The organism is Paenibacillus sp. FSL R5-0914 (assembly GCF_038004525.1).
GTDB lineage: Bacteria > Bacillota > Bacilli > Paenibacillales > Paenibacillaceae > Paenibacillus_AQ.
Window position 1 is genome coordinate 1,778,904 of sequence record NZ_JBBORH010000001.1, and the last position, 22,434, is coordinate 1,801,337.

At 43.6% G+C, this 22,434-nt stretch carries 21 protein-coding genes; 14 read left to right on the forward strand and 7 right to left on the reverse strand.

Going from position 1 to position 22,434, the window contains the following annotated elements:
• Window positions 1-44: 44 nt before the first annotated feature.
• Window positions 45-1,181: a virulence factor gene (locus MKX60_RS07820; RefSeq protein ID WP_341059477.1), complete on the reverse strand. Its 1,137-nt coding sequence runs from the start codon at window positions 1,179-1,181 to the stop codon at window positions 45-47.
• Window positions 1,182-1,424: 243 nt separating this feature from the next.
• Between MKX60_RS07820 and MKX60_RS07825 the strand changes: the two genes are divergently transcribed.
• The 3 genes from MKX60_RS07825 to MKX60_RS07835 all read left to right on the forward strand — a co-directional run bounded on the left by MKX60_RS07825 (window position 1,425) and on the right by MKX60_RS07835 (window position 4,896).
• The gene (locus MKX60_RS07825; RefSeq protein ID WP_341059479.1) at window positions 1,425-2,390 is read left to right on the forward strand and encodes an MBL fold metallo-hydrolase; all 966 of its coding nucleotides are present in this window, start codon (window positions 1,425-1,427) and stop codon (window positions 2,388-2,390) included.
• 156 nt (window positions 2,391-2,546) lie between these two features.
• Window positions 2,547-4,172 carry an ABC-F family ATP-binding cassette domain-containing protein gene (locus MKX60_RS07830; protein WP_042131056.1) on the forward strand — a complete coding sequence of 542 codons (1,626 nt, stop codon included), beginning with the start codon at window positions 2,547-2,549 and terminating at the stop codon, window positions 4,170-4,172.
• Window positions 4,173-4,287: 115 nt separating this feature from the next.
• Entirely contained in the window at window positions 4,288-4,896 is a 609-nt protein-coding gene (locus tag MKX60_RS07835; RefSeq protein ID WP_340972869.1) for a histidine phosphatase family protein, read from the forward strand.
• A gap of 82 nt (window positions 4,897-4,978) precedes the next feature.
• On the opposite strand, the gene MKX60_RS07840 is transcribed toward MKX60_RS07835, so the two are convergent.
• Complete coding sequence (locus tag MKX60_RS07840; protein ID WP_042191867.1) at window positions 4,979-5,164, reverse strand: hypothetical protein; 186 nt, start codon at window positions 5,162-5,164, stop codon at window positions 4,979-4,981.
• A 124-nt stretch (window positions 5,165-5,288) separates the two neighbouring features.
• Between MKX60_RS07840 and MKX60_RS07845 the strand changes: the two genes are divergently transcribed.
• Both MKX60_RS07845 and MKX60_RS07850 read left to right on the forward strand, forming a co-directional pair.
• A complete protein-coding gene (locus MKX60_RS07845; protein WP_042191865.1) occupies window positions 5,289-6,158 on the forward strand; it encodes a cation diffusion facilitator family transporter in 870 nt (289 codons plus the stop codon).
• A 201-nt stretch (window positions 6,159-6,359) separates the two neighbouring features.
• Window positions 6,360-7,436 carry a C40 family peptidase gene (locus tag MKX60_RS07850; protein ID WP_076285484.1) on the forward strand — a complete coding sequence of 359 codons (1,077 nt, stop codon included), beginning with the start codon at window positions 6,360-6,362 and terminating at the stop codon, window positions 7,434-7,436.
• A gap of 235 nt (window positions 7,437-7,671) precedes the next feature.
• Here the strand turns inward: MKX60_RS07850 and MKX60_RS07855 are convergent, their stop codons facing one another.
• Window positions 7,672-8,046 carry a hypothetical protein gene (locus tag MKX60_RS07855; protein ID WP_341059480.1) on the reverse strand — a complete coding sequence of 125 codons (375 nt, stop codon included), beginning with the start codon at window positions 8,044-8,046 and terminating at the stop codon, window positions 7,672-7,674.
• Window positions 8,047-8,172: 126 nt separating this feature from the next.
• Window positions 8,173-8,340, reverse strand: a complete 168-nt coding sequence (locus tag MKX60_RS07860; protein ID WP_042131050.1) for a DUF1328 family protein — start codon at window positions 8,338-8,340, stop codon at window positions 8,173-8,175.
• A 188-nt stretch (window positions 8,341-8,528) separates the two neighbouring features.
• Here MKX60_RS07860 and MKX60_RS07865 point away from each other — a divergent pair, with 188 nt between their 5' ends.
• From MKX60_RS07865 to MKX60_RS07905, 9 genes are all read left to right on the forward strand, one after another.
• Window positions 8,529-9,035 carry a DUF948 domain-containing protein gene (locus tag MKX60_RS07865; protein ID WP_076285482.1) on the forward strand — a complete coding sequence of 169 codons (507 nt, stop codon included), beginning with the start codon at window positions 8,529-8,531 and terminating at the stop codon, window positions 9,033-9,035.
• Between the two features lie 60 nt (window positions 9,036-9,095).
• Window positions 9,096-9,620: a hypothetical protein gene (locus MKX60_RS07870; protein ID WP_076285481.1), complete on the forward strand. Its 525-nt coding sequence runs from the start codon at window positions 9,096-9,098 to the stop codon at window positions 9,618-9,620.
• A gap of 235 nt (window positions 9,621-9,855) precedes the next feature.
• A complete protein-coding gene (locus MKX60_RS07875) occupies window positions 9,856-11,028 on the forward strand; it encodes a fused response regulator/phosphatase (RefSeq protein ID WP_341060281.1) in 1,173 nt (390 codons plus the stop codon).
• A complete protein-coding gene (locus tag MKX60_RS07880) occupies window positions 11,025-14,696 on the forward strand; it encodes a response regulator (RefSeq protein ID WP_341059482.1) in 3,672 nt (1,223 codons plus the stop codon). Before MKX60_RS07875 ends, MKX60_RS07880 begins: the two co-directional genes overlap by 4 nt.
• An 87-nt stretch (window positions 14,697-14,783) precedes the next feature.
• Window positions 14,784-15,650 (forward strand): CheR family methyltransferase, encoded by an 867-nt coding sequence (locus MKX60_RS07885; protein WP_042191852.1) that lies wholly within the window; start codon window positions 14,784-14,786, stop codon window positions 15,648-15,650.
• A gap of 21 nt (window positions 15,651-15,671) precedes the next feature.
• Complete coding sequence (locus MKX60_RS07890; RefSeq protein WP_341059484.1) at window positions 15,672-17,342, forward strand: response regulator; 1,671 nt, start codon at window positions 15,672-15,674, stop codon at window positions 17,340-17,342.
• 99 nt (window positions 17,343-17,441) lie between these two features.
• Window positions 17,442-17,780 (forward strand): STAS domain-containing protein, encoded by a 339-nt coding sequence (locus tag MKX60_RS07895; protein WP_042131044.1) that lies wholly within the window; start codon window positions 17,442-17,444, stop codon window positions 17,778-17,780.
• An 18-nt stretch (window positions 17,781-17,798) separates the two neighbouring features.
• Window positions 17,799-18,251: an anti-sigma B factor RsbW gene (rsbW, locus tag MKX60_RS07900; RefSeq protein WP_042191848.1), complete on the forward strand. Its 453-nt coding sequence runs from the start codon at window positions 17,799-17,801 to the stop codon at window positions 18,249-18,251.
• Complete coding sequence (locus MKX60_RS07905) at window positions 18,248-19,018, forward strand: sigma-70 family RNA polymerase sigma factor (RefSeq protein WP_042131042.1); 771 nt, start codon at window positions 18,248-18,250, stop codon at window positions 19,016-19,018. Before rsbW ends, MKX60_RS07905 begins: the two co-directional genes overlap by 4 nt.
• A 208-nt stretch (window positions 19,019-19,226) precedes the next feature.
• Here MKX60_RS07905 and MKX60_RS07910 read toward each other — a convergent pair whose 3' ends face one another.
• From MKX60_RS07910 to MKX60_RS07920, 3 genes are all read right to left on the reverse strand, one after another.
• Entirely contained in the window at window positions 19,227-19,559 is a 333-nt protein-coding gene (locus tag MKX60_RS07910; RefSeq protein WP_042191847.1) for a DUF5665 domain-containing protein, read from the reverse strand.
• A 149-nt stretch (window positions 19,560-19,708) separates the two neighbouring features.
• Entirely contained in the window at window positions 19,709-20,218 is a 510-nt protein-coding gene (locus MKX60_RS07915; protein ID WP_076300659.1) for a YtxH domain-containing protein, read from the reverse strand.
• A gap of 106 nt (window positions 20,219-20,324) precedes the next feature.
• On the reverse strand, window positions 20,325-22,085 hold the full coding sequence (locus MKX60_RS07920) for a glycoside hydrolase family 13 protein (RefSeq protein ID WP_341059485.1): 1,761 nt from the start codon (window positions 22,083-22,085) through the stop codon (window positions 20,325-20,327).
• Between the last annotated feature and the right edge of the window lie 349 nt (window positions 22,086-22,434).

Sequence of the window (22,434 nt, forward strand, 5' to 3'; positions counted from 1 at the left end):
CAAGTTTACTTCTCAAAGCAATGACAAAATCAGGTACTTCCATGTTAATTACGACGGCGTTCTGACATCTGTTGCCATACGGTGCCTGCTGCGGCTTCACCTGAGGCGATACGCTCCAAAGCCATCTTGGCCTGAAGGCCAACCTCGAACTCTGGATCATCTGCTGCAAGTGTGAGTGCATCTTGAGCTTCGGATGTGCCAACTTCATAAAGAAAACGAGCTGCGCGCCAGCGGACAAGCTTGCTCTTATCTGTTAGCGCCGCCGTCATCACTGGCGTGGCGGCAGGATCGCCGATGTCGGATAGCGTATCGCCAGCCGTACGTCTTACGGCTGGGGCGCTGTCAGCCATCGCCTCATAGAGCAGCTCCATCGCCTCAGGCGTGCGAAGGTCGCCTAGATACACGACCGCAAGCCTGCGAATATGCAGCTTGGGATCGTGTATCGCCGCCTTAAGCTCCGGCAGGAGCTCCGCCGTCGGCGTAAGATCCTCTAGCGCGGCGTAGCGCACGCGCCAATCCTCATGCTTCAGGTCTCGCAGCAGCTCATCCTGTGTGCGAGTTCGTCTCTGCTCGACGAACTCACCTTCGGCTCCGTGCGCAATGGCTTGCTGCACGAGGGAGTCGAGGCGTTCCTGCGGATACGCTGCCTCGATCTCTTGCTCGACCTCGCGCGCAATGTCCGCGGGCTCGCCATAACGCACGCCGTAATCAGTGAGCTTGCGCTCTTTGATCATCACGGCGCTAGCCACATCCATAACCGCTTTAGTAAAGCGGTTAGCTAAGGATATGCGCTCTTCATTCGCGCCCGTTTTGACGCGGATTTGCATCGGAATTCCGCGGAATAATTGGACGAAGACTTGCGCTTCCCCAAAATGAGCACCGGCATTCTCGTCAGCTAGGCTCCAATCTCCAGTTACACCTTCGCTGTTAGCGAAGCGGCTTTGAACTTCTCTTAGAATGGCTGCCCAATCGGCATTGCCTTTGCGCTCAAGTGCTGCGAAGTCAGCAGCATGATAAATGCTAATAACGCCCGGTATCGTTAACATTTCACGTGCCCAAGCAGGTGCGGAACGCTCACTTTCTGGAGTATAGGTTCTGCGAATTCCGGGTTCTAAACTTTCGTCCAAATGTAGCTTCATCGTATTTGGACTTGGAGTCGGTTCAATAAAAGTAATCTTCATACGTAGCTCCCCCTTGAACGGTATATGCACCGCCATACTTTATACACATATTATCTCATTTCTGGTGTGAAACCAAAAGAACTCTTCTATTATTTCGCTAAAGTCTGCAATTGTGAGGAATAAAAGGGCGAACCTTTACCATGCTATTTGTATATTTTGCAAAATACGCTGCTGTTCAATATAGTTGTAGTATATTCGCTAAAGTTAGGGTTGCTCGGTAAACTTCTGTAGAAGAGGTGTTGTATGCCTAAAACTCGTTACCATAACGTCGATAATGTAAGTACCGATAAATCATTAAAGGAATTTCGCCAGTGGCGTGAGGAACGTCGTCGCAAGAAGAAGGACTATTCATATGTTGTACCGAATACGCCGCCCAGATTATCTTATCTGTCTGAGAATCGATTGGAGTCTACCATTACGTGGATTGGGCATTCAACATTTTTCCTTCAATATGAAGGGATGAATATCATTACAGATCCCATCTGGGCGAGAAGGCTGGGCTTTGAGAAAAGACTGGGACAACCTGGGATTCCACTTAGCGAAGTGCCACCGATTGACCTGATTCTGATTTCGCACTCTCATTATGACCATTTGCATATTGCCTCTATCCGCAAATTATATCGGGCAGGGACAACGCTTGTAGTTCCTGTTGGTCTGAAGCGAAAAATGCTTCGCAAAGGGTTCCACAACTGTGTGGAAATGGAATGGTGGCAGGAGATTAAGCTAGGTAAGATCAAGCTTAGTTTTGTGCCTACCCAGCACTGGACGCGGAGAACGCCATGGGATACGAATACTTCTCATTGGGGTGGGTACATCTTGGAGCCCGCTGATTCCGGAAATCAGAAGTCTTCTCCGAATCTTTATTTCGCTGGGGACAGCGGTTATTTTCCAGGCTTTAAGGAGATCGGAAGTCGTTATAAGATCGATATCGCGCTTATGCCGATTGGGGCTTATGAACCGGAATGGTTCATGACCTCTCAGCATGTAAATCCTGAGGAAGCCGTTCAAGCTTTCCTAGATGTAGGGGCGGAGACCATGATTCCGATGCATTACGGTACCTTCAGACTTGCTGATGATACCGCCCGGGAAGCACTGGATCGCATGGAGAACGCCCGAGTTAAACACGCGATTTCGGACGAAAGAATTCGTATACTCGGTTATGGAGAAACACTGGTCGTACAAAAGGAGAATCGCACATCTGGGGAATAATTGAAAAAATTCCTCCTTAAAAGTTGTCGCCGTAAAACAGTTGGAATAAGTTTCGTAGGAGTGAGATCAGCTTAAATGCCTATTTCACGGGATTTTTGCACTGATTTTATGCTATAATGAGCCGAAACCCTAAAGTGAAAAGGATGGTAATGCGTAATGATTAGCACAAGCGGCGTAACACTCCGCTACGGAAAACGCGCTCTCTTCGAAGATGTAAACATAAAATTCACCCCTGGTAACTGCTATGGTTTGATTGGTGCCAATGGTGCTGGTAAATCAACCTTTCTGAAAATTCTGTCTGGGGAGATTGAAGCGAACACGGGTGATGTTCATATAACACCAGGTGAACGCCTTGCAGTTCTGAAGCAGAATCATTTCGAGTACGATGAATTCCCAGTACTTGAAACAGTAATTATGGGTCACACTCGTCTTTATGAAATCATGAAAGAAAAGGACGCGCTTTATGCGAAGTCTGATTTCACGGAAGCAGATGGTCTGCGTGCCGGTGAGCTTGAAGGCGAATTTGCCGAACTTAATGGCTGGGATGCAGAGCCGGATGCGGCGGCTATGCTGATCGGTCTTGGCATTATGCGTGAACTGCATGATAAGAAAATGGCCGAACTGAGCGGCAATGAGAAGGTACGGGTACTCTTGGCACAAGCCTTGTTTGGCCGTCCAAACAACCTCCTGCTCGATGAGCCTACCAACCACTTGGATCTAGAATCGATTGGCTGGTTAGAGAACTTCCTCATGGATTATGAAGGTACTGTTATCGTCGTATCCCATGACCGTCACTTCCTGAACAAAGTATGTACGCATATTGCGGATATTGATTTTGGCAAAATCCAGATGTACGTTGGTAACTACGACTTCTGGTACGAGTCCAGTCAGCTTGCTCAAGCTTTACAGCGTGATTCGAACAAGAAGAAGGAAGATAAGATCAAGGAACTGCAAGCCTTTATTCAGCGTTTCTCGGCCAATGCTTCCAAGTCTAAACAGGCGACTTCTCGTAAGAAACAACTCGAGAAAATTACGTTGGATGACATTCGTCCATCTAACCGTAAATATCCGTTCCTCAACTTCAAACCTGAACGTGAAGCAGGTAAGCAGCTTCTGACGATTAGCGGATTGACCAAATCGGTTGAAGGTGAGAAGGTTCTTGATGAAATCAGCTTTGTAGTTAACAAAGGTGATAAGATTGCTTTCGTGGGTCCTTACTCCCAGCCTAAATCACTTCTATTTGATGTGATCATGGGTGAGCAGGAAGCGGATGCGGGTGAATATGCGTGGGGCGTCACTACAACTCAAGCTTATTTCCCGAAAGATAACTCCAGCTATTTCGATGGCGTGGACTTGAATCTCGTAGAATGGCTGCGTCAGTATTCTAAAGATCAGGATGAGACGTTCCTGCGTGGATTCCTTGGACGGATGCTGTTCGCCGGAGAAGAAGCACTGAAGAAAGCGAGTGTATTGTCCGGGGGCGAGAAGGTTCGCTGTATGTTGGCGAAGATGATGCTGAACGGTGCGAACGTGCTTGTATTCGATGAACCTACCAATCACTTGGATCTGGAATCCATTACGGCACTGAATAACGGACTGATCGATTTCGACGGGACTATTCTCTTTACTTCCCATGACCATCAGTTCATCCAAACGATTGCTAACCGTATCATCGAGATCACACCTACAGGTGTAATTGATCGCACGATGACTTACGATGAGTATTTAGAGAATCCTGAAATTAAGGAAATGCGCCAACGCATGTATCCTGTAGAAGTATAATATTTACTTTCCGTTATGCGGAAGGAACCCGTCAAGCAGCTACTCTAATCCTAATAGGATTAGGGTAGCTGTCTTTATAATTTCGATTTTGAAAAGGTCACGGTAGGTGAAGCATGTGGACAGAACTATTTTTATTATGAGGCATGGGGAGACCGAGTTTAATACGCAAGGTCGTTACCAAGGACAATTGGATTCACCTCTGACTGAGCATGGAATGGATCAAGTCAGACAAATGGGTAGGCTGCTTCGTTATTCGTTGGAGCATCCCTCCGAATGGAAGGTGATTTCAAGTCCACTTGGGAGAGCGCTGCAAAGCACACAAATTTTGTGTGAAATCTTAGGTTATGATTTCAATAAAATAGAAACGGATTCTAGGTTAAGTGAAGTTTCCGTTGGTTCTTGGTCAGGGCTAACGCTCAAGGAAATTGAGCAGGGCTGGCCAAATAGTCTTGAAGATACGAGTATGTATGATTGGTATTTTCGTTCACCAGATGGAGAGAGCTATGAAGCGGTTCAGGAGCGTGTCACAGACTGGCTGGAGAGCTTGTCCTCCACTCCGCGGGTCATTGCGGTTACACATGGATTAACAAGTAGAATTCTACGGGGAGTATACGCGGGGCTTGCAAGACAGGAAGCCTTATCACTTGAGGTTTCCCAAAGCGCATGTTTTCAGTTGGCTAATTGTACAATAAAGAGAATCAGTTATGAATTTGATGAGTTCTAGCCCATCCTTTAAGGCAGGCGAACGCATAAAAGGCTGCGTTGTCCCTGAGGGATGCGCAGCCTTTTATGTTTATAAAATAGTACTAGGACCCGCCGGTACGACGGCGTTGGTTGTTAGGCTTTTTGTTATTCTGACTTTTTAGTGGTTTAGCGGATCCGGCCTGAAAAGTTGATCCAGGTTTGGAGGAAGATTGTTGTTTCTTCTGCTCCAGCTTTTGCCGGATAGCTTCAGCTAAATTGATTTTTCCTTTTTCATTGTTTTCGCTCATTATGATAACCTCCTTTGAAGCAAGTCCTTCACTTTATTCTAATTGTTTTTAAATGCTGCTACAAGGGCAAGAATAATTGAAAGAATTCTTTTCTAACAAGACTGAAAACGAGGAGATAGCCAAAATGGTTGATATTTACGAAGATATACGTAAAGGCGAGCGGGGCGCTTGGGTTAGCATAGCGGCTTACCTCATTTTATCGACTTTCAAGCTGGTTAGCGGTTATCTATTCGCCTCTAGTGCATTGGTCGCGGACGGAGTCAATAATTTAACTGACATCGTAGCATCTGCAGCCGTGTTGGTTGGTCTAAAGATTTCGCGGAAGCCACCTGACTCTGACCATGCTTATGGACATTTTCGGGCAGAGACAGTAGCTGCATTGTTGGCTTCTTTTATTATGGCGGTAGTAGGTATTCAAGTGATTGTGGAGGCGGTGCGGTCCTTTTTCGATCGTGCAAAGGAAACCCCGCAGCTATGGTCTGCTGGTGTGGCTCTAGTGTGTGCAGTAGCAATGATGGGAGTATACATATACAACAAAAGGCTGGCTAAGCAGATAAATAGTAGTGCACTCATGGCAGCGGCGAAAGATAATTTTTCCGATGCTATGGTTAGTATAGGTGCTGCTGTTGGGATTGTAGGTGCTCAGTTCGGACTGCCATGGATTGATTCTGCGGCGGCAGTAGTTGTCGGACTGATTATCTCTAAGACGGCATGGGATATTTTTCGTGACTCGACCTACCGGCTTACGGATGGCTTTGATGAAGATAGATTGATGGATCTACGTAGTACGATTGCTCGAACACCGGGAGTAGAGGGGATTAAAGATGTGAAGGCACGGGTTCATGGGAATCATGTACACGTGGATGTTGTAGTGGAGGTAGACGCGAATATTACAGTGGTGGAAGGTCATAGGATCAGTGACTCCATTGAAGAGAGAATGAGCAAGCTACACAATATTATGAATGTACAGGTGCATGTGGAACCTAAAGATTAAATTTGAAAAATTCTATTTTAAGGAAAAAACAAACATATTTAAGGAGGATTCAAGACTTTAGTCCTGTATTTTACCATAAAGTGGCATGATTATATGTGCAATTTGGAGCATGTTCCAAATCCCGGGCAAGCCTATAATGAGGGCATAAAGGAATGTAGTTCACACCTTTGTTGAAATCTCATCATGGTATTGGGGGAACGTATGATTAAATCACATAAGCAATTAACAGCATCCTTATTGGTTTCAGCTGCAATTGTTGCAGGTTTAGGAGTATCTGCTCCTGGAAATGCAGCAGCAGCCTCAAGTCCATCAAATTCAGTTATGGCAGCAGCAGCCGGTCAAACAGCGGTCATCGAGGCAAGTGTTCGCCTTCGCAGTACACCTTCTACAAGTGGAGAAGTAGTGAAGTATTTGCAAAAAGGAGATCAAGTGCAGATTGTGGCACAACCGAATAGCTATTGGTATCAGGTGAAAGCAGCGGATGGATCCGTAGGCTATACAAGTACAGATGATAAGTATATCAGCGTAAATTCATCTTCAGTAGGTACACCAACAGCACCATCAGCACAAACGGGAACCATAAAGTACGGAGTGAATCTTCGAACTGCGCCTTCTACAAGCGGAAAAGTACTGAGACTTCTGAAGAAGGGGGAACAAGTACAGCTTCTGGCACAGCCGAACAGCTCCTGGTATCAAATTCAAACCTCTGATGGTAGCATTGGATATATAAGTTCAAGTGATCAATATACTTCGTTCGCTAATAATGGGGGGACTGGGACGGTAACGCCGACACCAACGCCGCCAGCACCAGTACCACCTATTTCTACACCTGGGGCTTCTGCCCAAATCGAGAGCGTAATCTCAGCAGGTATGGGCTATCTGGGTACACCTTATGAGTTTGGTTCCAGCAGATATGATACAAGCACCTTCGATTGTTCTGATTTTATCCGGCAAATTTTCATGGATGCTGTGAATTTGAAACTGCCTGCTGATTCCCGTCAACAGGGAGATTGGGTGAAATCGAATAGTACGGTAGTTACGTCTACTTCCGGTTTGAAACGCGGCGATCTAATGTTCTTTATGGATTATAAAGGGAACTCCGCTTCAGCGTATGAAGGGATCGACAAATCTAAGGCAAGAATATCGCATGTTGCTATGTATCTAGGAGATGGACAAGTTCTCCATACGTATTCCGTAGCCTCAGGCGGGGTGAAAGTAGATAAATTAAGCGCTTCTTGGACGAATCGTTTCCTCTTCGGGGGATCGGTCATCCGATAATTATATAGGTATACAGAAGCGGCAGCATCGCATGTTTGTGACGGGTGAACAAAGGCGGCGTAAGCGCAAAAGCTACCCCCTCAGTAGAATGATCTACTGAGGGGGTAGCTTTTTGTAAATATAAGAATTTATATGTTCCGTTCTATAAATTATCCTTATATTTCTCGCTTAAACACTTGCCGTCCTTATAGGGACGCCGAAGCGTTTATGCTTGTTATCATCTTTTCTGTACTAATTACATAATTACATTGGCAGCAACAGGAACCTTTACCCACGCTTTTCCTAGCCAAGTGTAGATTTCTCTCCATTCATTGCCCCAAGTATCCGTAATCACTTCACCTGTGGTATCAAGCGTTTGAGCGCTAAGCCAGCCTGCGGGAATCATACTGCCAACTGAAAAGTGGAAAGCTGTTTTTTCGGTTAGAACAATTTGTGGTGTGGCTGGAGTAATATCCGATGGGGTAATGATCGTTTCAAATGATGTTGTGTAAGTGCTTCCAGTTGCGGTCGTAGAATCTGTAGTTGTCCCTGTTACCTCTGAGGCTGATGCTGTAGCTGCTATTGAAGCCATAAGTCCCAAGGCAACTGTAATGCTGGCGAATTTTTTCATGTTAAGTTCCTCCTCATTATGATCTAACTTCAAAATTTTTTCTTATTTTCTCAAGTGACATCTGTGTGGGAATGACCTATACTTTCTGCATGATGAATAAGATATATGGATACATATGGGAGGAGGCTACATCGATCTACCTCTGCGTCCCGTGAAGAGGGAAACAACAAACAGAACCAAGAATACGAAGAATAGTATCTTTGCAAGACCAGCAGCGGCTGCTACAAGATTGAAGAAACCAAAGATACCAGCGATTACAGCTACAACTAGCAGAATTGCGGACCATTTTAACATTACATATCACCTATCCTTTTTTTGATTTGTAGTCATTGTATAAACGGGGACTTTGATTCTGAAACAAAGGGGAGCAGGGAATTTTGACAACGCTCGACAGATTGTTTCGGCATATGGTAGTAGGGGTAACTATGCAGTATACAAGGCTGATTAGCCACTATTTATGAGATTTGGAAGGGGTTATGAATATGATCATTGAACTTAGTGTAGCTCTCGTTGCTATCGCATTCGCAATACTTGTTTTCTTTCTAATTAAGACTTTGCAGTCAGCGAAGCAATCTCTCGACAAAGTAAGCCAGACCTTGGTGGAAGTGCAGAAGACGATGGATGAACTGACTTATGAAGTGAAGACTACAGTCAGACATGCAAATGAAATTACCGCTGATGTACAGAATAAAATTCAGAAGATTGATCCTGTCATAGATTCTGTGAAGAATTTGGGAGAAGTTATGAATGAGTTAACCTTAACCGTTAAGCAAGTTTCAGTAACTGTGATTGAGAGATATCGTAAATCACATGAACTGAGGGAGAAGCGTAAGGGGGTATCCATAAAAGAAGCTCCGCTGACTCCAGCTGAGGAACGTACGGTAAACTCTTATGATGCTGTTAATAACGAGAAAGCACCGGGGAAAATAGCTACTGTGTTAAAAAGTGTAGATGTAGCTGCAACTCTTTGGAAAAAATTCCGTCATTAAAGTTAAGGCAGCAAGTCCTCTGTAAATGGCGGCTGCAGATAAGAAAGGTGGGATAACAACATGAACATTATCATACTCTTGTTTAGTCTACTTTCCCCATACTTTGATGCGTCTCCACAGTTGACGCCTATCTCGACTTTTAGTGATCAGCCTAAGACAGTTCTTACATTCGAACATTCCTCAGAAACGAGCCCTGCTATAAATCAGTTTGATTCACTGCAAGGTGTTGCTTTATATGCTACGAAGGAAGAATTGCTTCTGGCCAAGGGCAATCCGCTGGCGGTAACAAATGATCCATTGCAAGGGACAGAGGAGTACCAATACGCAGATGTAACAGTGGGTGTTGGTGAGGGGTTTGTACTGTATGTGCATGTCTCACCTTCTCAAGCACAGCAGTTTGGGCTACATGTAAATGGGGTGGGAATTGATCCCGTGAAGGATAATGTGCAATCGACCTTGGGTAAACCGTATTTTATTGCCGAAGATGGTGATGTATATATGAGAGGAAACAATGCGCTCAAAATATATCGAAATTTGGCAGGTGAATTTGAAGGTATTGATTTATTTGATAGTATTTCTTCTTAATATGTTTCACTTTTGACCATTTTGGTTAATAAACAGAGGCTGTCTTTACCATAGAGTAACCTCCCGAACCACTACATGTAGTGGTTCGGGAGGTTACTTTGCTGAAGGCGTAAATGAACCTATTACTATATTTACATATATTAAAAATAGAAATAACACATTTAAATAGCGTATGATATAGGTAATGAGTCGCAGAATTTTACGTTCGTAATACTATTCGTGTGAGGTGAAGATGATGAGAATCTTAATCGTAGATGACAATCCGACTAATGTTATCATTATCCGTGAAATCCTGAAAAAAGAAGATTACCGAAATTTCGTAACCGCATCCTCTGCAAAAGAGATGCTTACACGGTTGGGTATCGGTTCTGTGAGTGAAGATGGACGTCCTCGGATGTCAGATATCGATCTGATTTTACTGGATATGATGATGCCGGAAATGGATGGAATCGAGGCATGTCGTGTTGTACAGCAATACGAACACCTAAAGGATATTCCAATAATAATGGTTACAGCTGTTGGCGATTCCAAGAAGCTGGCAGAAGCACTGGATGCAGGTGCAGTAGATTATGTTACGAAACCCATTAACAAAGTGGAGCTGATGGCCCGAATTCGGCTCGCGCTGCGGTTGAAGCGAGAGAAAGATTGGCATAAGGAACGAGATCAGCGAATTCAAGAAGAATTGAGACTGGCCGCACTTGTTCAGAATGCTGTGTTGAGCTTGCCTCTTCAGGAAGAGAATTTTGAGGTCAATGCCATCTATCAGCCATCCTCTGAGCTTGCCGGTGATTTATACGCGTGGTACCCCCTTGGTGATGGCCGATATGGCGTGATCCTGCTGGACATTATGGGACACGGAATATCGTCATCTCTTTTTTGTATGTTTCTTGCTTCTGTGTTGAAGGACACGGTAACTACGTATGTAGAGCCGGAAAAGGTAATTCAGGAGCTCAATCGAAGGTTTAATCAGCTCTATATTGAGAAAAAGCTGATCCAATACTACTTTACGACCATTTATCTTGTGATAGATACCCGTATGAAACGTATTGACTACGTCAACGCCGGGCATCCACCTGCGCTATTTTTTGAAGGAGTGGCTAAGACTCCAGTCATGCTGGAAAGTAACTGTCACCCAGTAGGTTTGTTTGAACGGATTGATATTCAGCCACAGAGCTTAACCTATGAAGATGAAGGGCATCTAGTTCTTTATACAGATGGTCTATTGGAACTGGTTGAGGGCGAACAAGAAGAGCAGCTGGAATTTATGATTCAACATTTAAATGTTGAACATGAGTGGAACGATGAAGCTATTCGAGCTGCTTTTTTCAATGTTGAGGTTCCTAAAGAGCGTGATGATGATAAGTGTATTGTGTGGATCTCACTGAAGAAGGGAACAGATAGAGAATGAAGATAAAGGCTAAACTCTTAATTGGCTTCAGTGCCATGTTAGCGATTATGCTTGCGCTTACGATGATAGGATACGACCGCTTAAATTATATGAATAACCAACTGGAAGGGTATCAGGATAGATATATGAAGGGGCGGTCTTCTTCAGGGATGCGTGGAGAAGTCAATGATATGGCGCGAATATTAACCACGACCATGTTAAGTGCAGATGCATCATCGGTAGAATCTCAAAAGAATGAGATTGATAAAAAGATCACTAAAGCCAATGAGCACTACGAGAAAATAAAAGCGTCGATGACTAGCGCTGAAGAAATGCAAATGGTCAGTCAAATAGATGGCGCGTACACTACTTATTTAAATTATCAGGAAAAGGTATTGAAACTGCTATCGGCTGGTTATTTTCAGAATGCTAGCACGTATTCCAACACAGAGGGACAAGCGATTCAGAATGCCGTGTTAAACGCTCTGAACAGTCTCTCTGATTATAATGCTTTTATTATGAATGAAGAGAGTACGAAGGCCAACGAAGCTTATAAAAGTTCGACTCAGATGGTAGTTCTAATGATGATTATGGGCTTACTTCTCGGACTTGGAGTAGTTCTATGGATCATCCCAAGCATCACTCGGGGGCTTAATGTCGTTTCGATGATGATTACCAGCTTTGGCAACGGTAAAGTGAGGGCTATACGGCGTATAAAGGTTACTACTAAAGATGAAATTGGTGAGGTTGCTCTTGTCTTTAAAAAGATGGCTTTAGATCTTGAACAGAAGCAGCAAATGGAACAGGCCTATGCGCAAGCGCAGAATGACCAATCCTGGCTGAATGCGAATGTTGCTCGGGTGACGGAACTATTGCGAGGTGTTAGCTCCTTGGATCAGGTCTCACAGACCTTCATCAATGAGTTTACCCCTGTGCTGGGAGCACAGTTCGGAGCTGTATATTTAAAAGATGCCAATCGTCCTGATTTTTTACGAAGCAGTGGATATTATGCAGTAGATAATGATAAGAAACCTAAGGACGGGTTTGTGATTGGAGAAGGGCTTGTAGGACAAAGTGCGCTCGATATGCACCCGATCAGACTGGAGAAGGCTCCTGAAGACTATTCATCCGTTAAGTCCGGATTCGTGGATGCGCAACCTGGATATATTTCTATCCATCCGCTTATTTTTGAAGACGAACTGCTAGGCGTAGTAGAATTTGCTTCATTCCAACCTTTTAGCAGTTTGAAAAATGATTTGCTGCAACAACTCGCTAATAATTTAAGTATTATTTTTAATAATATTAGCCGTCGTTTGATCGTGGAAAAATTGTTGCGTGATTCACAAGCTCTTACGGAAGAGCTGCAGTGTCAGTCGGAGGAATTACAGACTCAGCAAGAGGAATTGCGCCGTTCCAATGAGAACTTGGAAGAGCAGACGGATGCGCTTAAACGTTCGGAAGAATTGCTCCAGCGTCAGCAGGAAGAACTGGAGCATTATAATACGGAACTTATTGCCAAGACCCGCGCTTTAGAGGAACAAGTGCAGGAGGTTGAAGAGAAGAAAGATGAAATTGAGCATGCAAAAATTCAATTAGAGAAACAGGCCAAGCAATTATCCGTTACTAGTAAATATAAATCAGAGTTCTTGGCGAATATGTCTCATGAATTGCGAACTCCGCTCAACAGTCTCTTGATTCTATCGCAGCTACTTACGGAGAATAAGGATGGCAACTTGTCAGAGAAACAGGTTGAATTTGCACATACGATTTATATGTCAGGTGCAGACTTGCTTAAGATGATTGATGAGATTTTGGACTTATCCAAGGTTGATGCTGGCAAAATGGAACTGAACCAAGAAGAAATTAAATTAACGGAGCTGAAGAGCTTTGTGAAGCAGAATTTTGCTCCGCAAGCGCTCAAAAAGGGACTTTCTTTAAAAATTACCTTTAACGAGCCACTGCCAGATAGTGTCATTGCCGATGGTCATCGGTTGAAGCAGGTGTTAAGAAATCTGCTTTCTAATGCCTTTAAATTTACGATGGAAGGATTTATTGAGTTCTCGGTTAGTCAAGCAGATGACAATCTTATTCCGCTAGATCTGCCAGGTGAAGTTGAATATATTGCTATTGCTGTAAAGGATAGCGGAATTGGTATTCCGGCAGACAAAACTGATATTGTGTTCGAAGCCTTCCAACAGGTGGATGGAACTACCAGCCGTAAATTTGGGGGGACAGGCTTAGGTTTGTCCATTAGCCGTGAGTTAGCACGTTTAATGGGTGGAGCTATTGTACTGGAATCCCGTGAGGGCCAAGGTAGTACCTTTACTATGTATTTGCCAGTTATAGGGAATTATATTAAGCAGCAACCTGCAGTAATAGAAGCTGCTGCTTCTAGAGAAGATGCAACCTTCGAGGGGTATATTGGAGATATACTTCCAACCCTTGTACCAACGCAGGCTCATGCACCTATCCCACAATTAGTGATCGATGATGATCGTGATCAATTAACTGCAAATGATAAGGTTCTGCTTATTATTGAAGATGATGAGAGCTTCGCAAAAATACTGCTGGATATGGCTCATGGCCGCAACTTCAAAGGACTGGTAGCCCTCCAAGGGGATACCGGATTGCAGATGGCGAAGACTTATTTACCAGACGCGATTATTCTTGATATTCAGCTGCCGGTTATGGATGGCTGGACCATCCTTAGAGAACTAAAGAGTGCATCACAGACTCGCCATATCCCTGTCCATGTCATCTCTGTAAATGATGAAGTGAAGCAGGGGCTTATGATGGGGGCAATGGCTTATTTAAGAAAACCTTCTTCTAGAGAGGCGCTTGAACGGGCTTTCTCGCAAATCGAGAACTACACCTCCAGTACGTTGAAGTACTTGCTGATTGTAGAGGATGATGAGATTCAACGTCGTTCGATCATGGAATTGATTGGTCATGACGATGTGGCTATAACCGCAGTTTCAACTGGCGGGGAGGCACTGAATGAGCTGCGGAAGCAGAGATATGATTGTATGGTTCTAGATTTGATGCTTGAGGATATGACAGGCTTCGATCTGCTGGATCAGATTCGTGATGATGAGGAATTAAATGATCTGCCTATTATTATTTATACGGGTAAGGATTTGGATGGCAAAGAAGAGACGCAGCTGCGCAAATATGCGGAATCAATCATTATCAAGGATGTACGTTCTCCAGAGCGGTTGTTGGATGAGACAACATTGTTCTTGCACCGGGTAGAAGCAAATCTTCCGGAAGATAAACGTAAGATTCTGCAGAAGCTTCATAATAAAGAAGAATTGTTCGAAGGAAAGAAAATATTGCTCGTCGATGATGATATTCGCAATGTCTTTGCGCTCTCCAGCGTACTCGAAGAGTATCATATGGAAGTGAAGTTTGCGGAGAATGGACGCGAAGCGCTGGAAATGCTGGTAGAGCAAGAAGATTTTGATCTTGTACTAATGGATATGATGATGCCAGAAATGGACGGATATGAGGCTATGCGCCGGATTCGCGAGATGCCACAGTATCAGAAACTGCCTATTATTGCGCTGACCGCCAAAGCTATGAAAGAGGATCGTGCCAAATGCATTGAAGCTGGAGCCTCTGACTATATGAAGAAGCCAATTGCAACAGGTCAACTTCTATCTTTAATGCGAGTCTGGCTGTATTCGTAACCTTAATATTGGGGTAATACTTTAAAAGAACTAACAAAAAGCCATTCTTCAAAAGTACGGCGTGTTGATAAGGGAGTCGGGATAACAATGAAAGCAATAGAACACGGATATGAGGAGCAACCCGTTCTGGCGGGAAGTGACGAACTGGAGCAAATTGAGATTGAGCTGCTTCTTGATGGGGTACACCGTTTATATGGCTATGATTTCCGGAATTATGCGTTGCCTTCATTAAAACGACGCATCTGGCATCATGTTCATGCGGAGAATGTACTCACCATATCCGCGCTGCAAGAGAAGGTTCTGCATGATCGGGCTTGTTTTGAACGATTTGTCTACAGTCTCTCTATTCCTGTGACTGAAATGTTCAGGGATCCGGGATTATTTCTAACTTTTCGCCAGAAGGTAGTTCCTTTGTTAAGAACTTATCCCTATATTCGTATCTGGCATGCCGGATGTTCCACTGGGGAAGAAGTTTATTCTATGGCCATCCTGCTTCATGAAGAAGGGCTTTATGATAAGGCTCGAATTTATGCCACAGATATGAATGAGCGTTCTTTACAGCAGGCTAAGGAAGGCGTTTATGATATTAGCAGAATGAAGCAATACACAAAGAATTATTTGGAGGCAGGAGGTACTCGGGCATTTTCCGAATACTATACTGCGAAGTATAACTCAGTTATTTTACAACCTTATTTACGCAAAAATATTATTTTTGCTGAGCATAATTTAGCTACTGACACTTCATTTAATGAATTTAATGTTATTCTCTGCCGGAATGTAATGATCTATTTCAATGATGAGCTTCGTGATCATGTTCACGGGTTGTTTCATGAAAGTCTAAGTCGCTTTGGAATCCTTGTTCTGGGCTCTAAGGAGTCCATTCACTTTACGAAATATAGCGATTGCTATGAATCTTTAGACAGAGTGGAGAAAATATACCGTAACATAAAATAACGCATGTAGGAGGGTGGTCCTATGGGGTTTCAAGAACCAATTCATATACTACTAGTAGACGACCGTCCTGAAAATTTGCTGGCGCTGGAGGCAGTGCTTGAGAGCCAGCATTACGAGCTAATTAAAGCTACCTCCGGTGAAGAAGCGTTGCGCTGTTTGTTAAGGTATGATTTTGCTGTCATTGTACTGGATGTACAGATGCCGGGTATGGATGGAATTGAAACTGCCAAATTGATCAAGGCCAGAGAGAAAACGAAGGAAATTCCGATTATTTTTATCTCTGCCAATAGCAAAGAAGCGGAGCATTTATTCGCGGGCTATTCGGCAGGGGCTATTGATTATATGGTCAAGCCTTTCATTCCGCAAATTTTGAACTCTAAGATACAAGGCTTTGTCGAAATGTACATCACGAGCAAGAAGCATCAGACTCAAACCATGCTGCTGCAGCAAAAGACGAAAGAACTGGAAATCATTAATAGTGAGCTTATCAAGGCAAAAGAAGAGGCGGAGATTGCCTCCAAAGCAAAGTCAGAATTTCTAGCCATGATGAGTCATGAAATTCGTACACCTATGAACGGCGTAGTTGGCATGATCGATCTGTTAATGGAGACGGATCTTACTTCTGAGCAAAAGGAATATTCGGAGATCATTCGGAAAAGTGCGGACACGTTGATTACGGTAATTAACGACATTCTTGATTTTACTAAAATGGAATCCGGAAAAATGGAAGTTGAAGAGCACTTATTTGAACTTCGAAATTGTATTCAAGAGGTGTTCAGCCTCTTCTCGATAGAAGCGGGAAAGAAGAACCTGGAGCTCGCTTATTTTATTGATCAGAAATTGCCTCGGCTTTTATATGGGGATATGGCTCGTTTACGCCAAGTTCTAATTAATCTGATCGCTAACGCAGTTAAATTCACAAATCAAGGTGGGGTCTATCTAGTCGCCTCGATTAAGAGTGTTGCGGATCATAAGATGGAAGTAGAATTCACAATTATGGATACGGGGATTGGTATTTCTCCGGAGAAATGTGACCGATTATTTGAGCCCTTTTCGCAGCTTGATTCTTCCATGACACGGAAATATGGGGGAACAGGTCTGGGACTAGCTATATGTAAATCTCTTGTCGGAATGATGGGCGGAGAAATTCGGGTAGAATCGATGGAGCAAAAAGGAGCTACTTTTATCTTTACGATTCAGGCATCCATGCCAGGAGAAGATTTGATAGGTGGATATCAAGAAGAGGAATCCACGCATCCTGTTCCCAATCAAGAGGGGAGAAGTAGAATCCTTGTTGTGGATGACCATCCGATTAATCAGCGTCTAATGGTCAGCATGCTGGATAAGCTGGGCTATGCGGCCGATATGGCTGAAGATGGTCAACAGGCTGTGGAGATGGCGATTAAACATCCTTATGATTTTATCTTTATGGACCTTCAAATGCCAGTGATGGATGGCTTAGAGGCGACCGCTCAAATTCGTCGAGAGGGTGGTCCTGCTGCCGAGAAGACCATTATCATTGCAATGACGGCGAACGTCATGGAAGGGATTCAGAATCGCTGTAAGGCCTCTGGAATGGATGATTACATCAGCAAACCGCTGAAGATGAGTAGTATAAAACAAATTATTTCTCGATATTCTAGCAACGACAATGTATTAGTAGAACCTGATATATCTATTTTCCAAGCGTAATCTAGTATTTACCAATCTGTTTTTTTAACGTTATCTGATTCAAAGGTATATCATTAAGGTTATTAATATAGAAAATATTTGTTCAGGAGAGATCGTCTAATGAATACGCATAAAAGTAACAAGTTCCATGCTAAGACAGAAACCAAAGGGAATGTATGCACCGTTTTCCTGAGTGGTGAACTTGATTTATCAGTTGCTTCCGATTTCCGCCTGGTTATGGAGCCACTTGTGGGAGATACCAAACTAGATTTAGTTATTAATCTAAAAGAATTAAAATACATCGATAGCACAGGGATTGGTATTCTACTTTCGATCCTGAAATCAAGACAAGGAATGGACGTTAAGTTTATGGTTGAGGATGTTCCTCCACAAATTCAGAAGCTGTTTGACATGACTGGTATTTCCAAGTTTTTTGCCTCCCAAGAGAATTCCCACTAGGAAAGGATAGAACAAAGAATGAGTGATGATGTGCAAAAAGTAATTCTTCAGTTGCCTGCTAGCGCAGAGTATGTGGATATTGTTAGGTTGAATTTATACGGCATTGCCTCGAAAATGGGTTTCACCTATGAGGATATAGAAGACATGAAAGTGGCAGTGTCAGAGGCGTGTAACAATTCAGTATTATATGCTTATGGCCAAAAAGACGGAGTAGTAGATGTTATTTTTGAGGTAGAAGAAAGCTCCTTATCCATTACAGTCAAAGACGAAGGGGAGAGCTTTGACGGCTTGGACAAGTCTAATGAACGTATGACACTGCACGATAAGGAGTTAAGTGACGTTCAGGTTGGCGGGTTAGGGTTCTACTTAATGCAAGCGTTGATGGATGACGTTAGTGTCGTAAGTGAAGCCGGAAAAGGGACGGTGGTAACTTTGAAGAAGCACCTTAATTTTAGCGAGGAGAAAGTATGAGTGACAAAGTGACTCCCCCCGAGTCCATGAATGAAGCAGTCACCCAAATTTGGGAGTATCAGCAGACCAAGGATAACGATCAGGCGACGTTGCTGATACAGAAATATGAGCCTATGGTGAAAATGGCTGCTGGGAAAATTTCCCGTAATCGCCCCGACTTGTATGAGGATTTATATCAGGTCGGGCAAATGGCGCTCATCCGGTTACTGCAGCAATATGATATCAGTCTCGGAATCCCTTTTGAGCCCTATGCGATGAAAAGCATGATTGGACATATGAAGAATTATTTGCGTGATAAATCTTGGTACATACAGGTTCCTAGACGGATTAAAGAAAAAGGAGCGCTTGTTCAACACGCGATTGATGAACTTACAGTGAAGCTTGAGCGTTCTCCTGCGGTCGATGAGATCGCTCATTATCTTGATCTGTCTGTTGAAGAAACTGTAGAAGTACTGGCAGGCAGAGAATGTTACCATTACGTATCTCTAGATTCACCGCTTTCTCAAGAGGAGACTGGAGCTACGCTAGGGGAGCTTATCAGCTCTGATGCGAACGATTACGAGACTGTAGAGAAACGAATGGATCTGCAGCAAGCACTAGGACAATTGAAGGAGCAAGAGCAGCAAGTGTTGCTGCTAGCCTTCCAAGATGGTCAATCCCAGCGGGCAATTGCTCAGAAGCTGGGGGTTTCACAGATGAGTGTTTCACGGATACAGAAGCGGGCCACTGAGAAGTTAAAGCAGATTATGGCCAACTCATCCTATTGAGCTCCTTTATGTGTAATATACATTACCTGGATTTGAATTCTACTGTTCGACGATAAGGACATGCCTCTCTCCGTGCCTGGAGAATAGCATGTCCTTTATTTGTGTTCCATAACGCCCTTACCCCGCTTGTCCCGCTAACCCTGAAGGATTAGACGGACAAGCGGGGTAAGGGGGAGCGGTGATAGATGGGCGATAGATAGCCCAGTTGTTAGCTGTTCGCATCGATGTATTTTTTGATCTCGCCAAGGTACTCACCGATCACGGGAACATCAAGAAATAGGCTAAGAATGTAGCCCAGAACACCAAGGACTACGAACGTTCCGAGAGATAGGCCGAGACCTCGGGATATACCGGCCATCAAGTTTGTGATAATTCTTTTTTTTGGATCTGAGTAGTTATCAAGGATGTCCTTAAATTCTGATTTTTCTAGTGAATCAGCAATCTTGTCCAGACGATTGTTTAAGCGTTTGACCTCATGACGTAATTCGAAAGGATGTTCATCAATTTCATATGCTTTTGTTTGGCTATTTGATTCTCCCATGGAGCACCCCTGCTTTCTGTAGCCCGATCGGGCATTCATTAAGGATCTATTCAATCAGATGAAACTTTATATAGGGTATAACTAAACAACAGCCAGCTGCGGACAGCTGGCTGTTGTCGGATGAAATGATAGCTGTATTATGCCGCAGATTAGTAACTGGATTTATAGGAGGATTTAACATCCTCTTTCGCATCTTTAGCCTCATCGGCGACTTCTTTAGAGGATGCTTTGGCTTCGTCAGCCACTTCTTTAGAAGCGTCTTTAACATCAGAGGCTACATTATTTGAGGCTTCACTTATAGTGTCACCAATTTTGCTGCCTGCGTCTTGAAGGGTAGCGGCAATTTGCTGCTTGCTGTCACTGACAGTAGTGTAGATATCAGAGGCTTTGACTGAAACCGTACTAGCCAGATCGGTTGCTTTTTCACCTACAGTTGTGGCAATGGCTTTGGTCTTGTCAGTTACGACACCAGCAACTTCTTTTGTTTTGTCAGTAGCAAGCGTAAGTTTATCGGACAGATCACTGCGCATTTCACGACCAGGCTTTGGTGCAAATAATAGGGCTGCTGCAGCACCTATTAAGCTACCAATAAAGATGCCTTTGAAAAAGTTGCTTCCGTTTTCTACTTCATGCTCTACTTTATGTTCTACGTTACTCATCACCAATCACTCCTTATAAGTTATCTTACTTCGTATTTAAACTTTGGCGTATAGGCTGAAACAATTGATGAGCAAGGCGTAGATGGCGAGGGGCTCTTGTTATGGACTATTTATTAACAGCTTGGAATACCGCATAGCCGAATTCGGGCAGATTCAGATGTAGTAATGATGTGAATTTTTCTGTTCGCTTCTGCGTCTCTAGGTTTACCCATATAGCATCCATCCCGGGTACAGGAATGGTGGCGTCGACTAGCACCTCTTCATTGTTTAGCACGATTAAGAAGCGGTTATGTTCGTCCCACCGTTCATATACAAGCAGTCTTGGGTGGTCCGGGATCTCCAGCGATTTAAAGCCGCTACTACGGAACGCAGTATGCGACTTACGAAGACCGATCGTCCAGCGATAGTATTCAAACAGTTCCCTGTTCTGTTTCTGGATGTCCCACTCCATACATTTACGATTATCTGGGTCATATTCACCTTCCATACCGATTTCATCGCCATAGTAAATACATGGTGTTCCCTGAAAGGTCATTTGGAACAAAACAGCCAGTTTTAATCTCCGGATGTCACCACCGCAAAGGGTCAGGAAACGAGTTGTGTCATGGCTGTCTAATAGATTAAAATTGGCCTCTGTAATTTGCTGCGGGTAATTCGCTAGCATAGTAGCAATCGATAGAGAGAATTGTGAAGCATTAATTTGTCCGTGAGCGAAGAAATTAATCTGAATATTGGTTAGTGGGTAATTCATAACGGCATCAAATTGATCGCCAAGTAGCCACGGCAAGGAGTCATGCATAATTTCGCCTACAAGATAGGCTTCTGGATTAATGCTTTTGATCGTATTACGGAATTGTCGCCAGAACGTATGAGAGACTTCATTCGCGACATCAAGCCGCCAACCGTCTACACCGATTTCCTCAATCCAATAACGACCAACGTTCAACAGATAATCTCTGACTTCAGGATTCTCAGTGTTGAATTTTGGCATGATAGGCTCGAATGCAAATGTGTCATAGGTGGGAATTCCGTCGATGACTTGTGGTGGCCACTCACGCACATGAAACCAATCGGCATAACGGGAAGAGCGCCCGTTGGTGAGCAGATCAACAAATGGCGGAAAGGTATGGCCGCAATGATTAAAGACACCGTCTAGAATGACGCGGATCCCTTTGGAATGACAGGCGTCGACAAGTTCTTTTAGCAAAGCGTTGGTTCCAAAATGAGGGTCCACCAAGAAATAATCCTTTATATCATATTTATGATTGGTGGTTGCCTCAAACAGAGGATTGAAATAGATGGCGGTAATGCCCAATTCACAGAGATAATCCAAATGGTCTAGTACACCTTGCAAGTCTCCTCCGAAGAAATTCCGGGGACTCGGCGTACCGCCCCAATCTAGCACATCTGCCGGATCGTTAGTAGGATCGCCATTTGCGAAACGCTCCGGAAAAATTTGATAAAATACTGCATCCTTTACCCATGCTGGAGGGGAGTGTACATCTTCACGGTTCAAGAAAGGAAAGTCGAATAAGCCCTCATATATTATGACTGGAGGCTCTGGGAAGAAGCCTTTTTCCAAATAATAAAGGACCTCATCTTTGTTATAAAGTGCAAAATAGTAAGTGAGTCTGCGATAAACAGGACGGACCGCAGCCTGCCAATAATCGAATAAGCTATCAGAAGCCATGTGCTGCATGGGAATCACCTCATGGGTTTTGTCCCAACTGTATTTATCTCCGCAAAAAAGATCAATCTTTGACACGTTATCCCGTTTAGTTCTTATGCGAATATGCAGTGTAGACTCATCGTAGGCATATGACCAATTCTGCCCCATGCGATGATAAACGGCTTCTTGTTGAATCATAATCAATTTCCATCCCTTCGTGGCCTGTAAACGCAAAAAAGGGCCAACCTCATGATAATCAGAGGTTGAACCCTTGGCGGTTTCATTGCCTTTAAATTTTGTCTGAATCTTATCATACCCCTCAAGATTAAAGCAAGAGATTATTTCACATGAATTCACAATATGGAATATTTAGTATGTAGTTAAAAAAAGGAGAAAATATAAGGAAAAACAAGAAAAGTGCTATTAAATCACCCCATTTAGATCTATACTCTGATTGCAATCCAAATTATGGGTATTATAGAATGAGGGCGAACGAACTTGATTTTTCTTAATACGCAAACAAATTAAAGGCACTGTTACCTAAAAG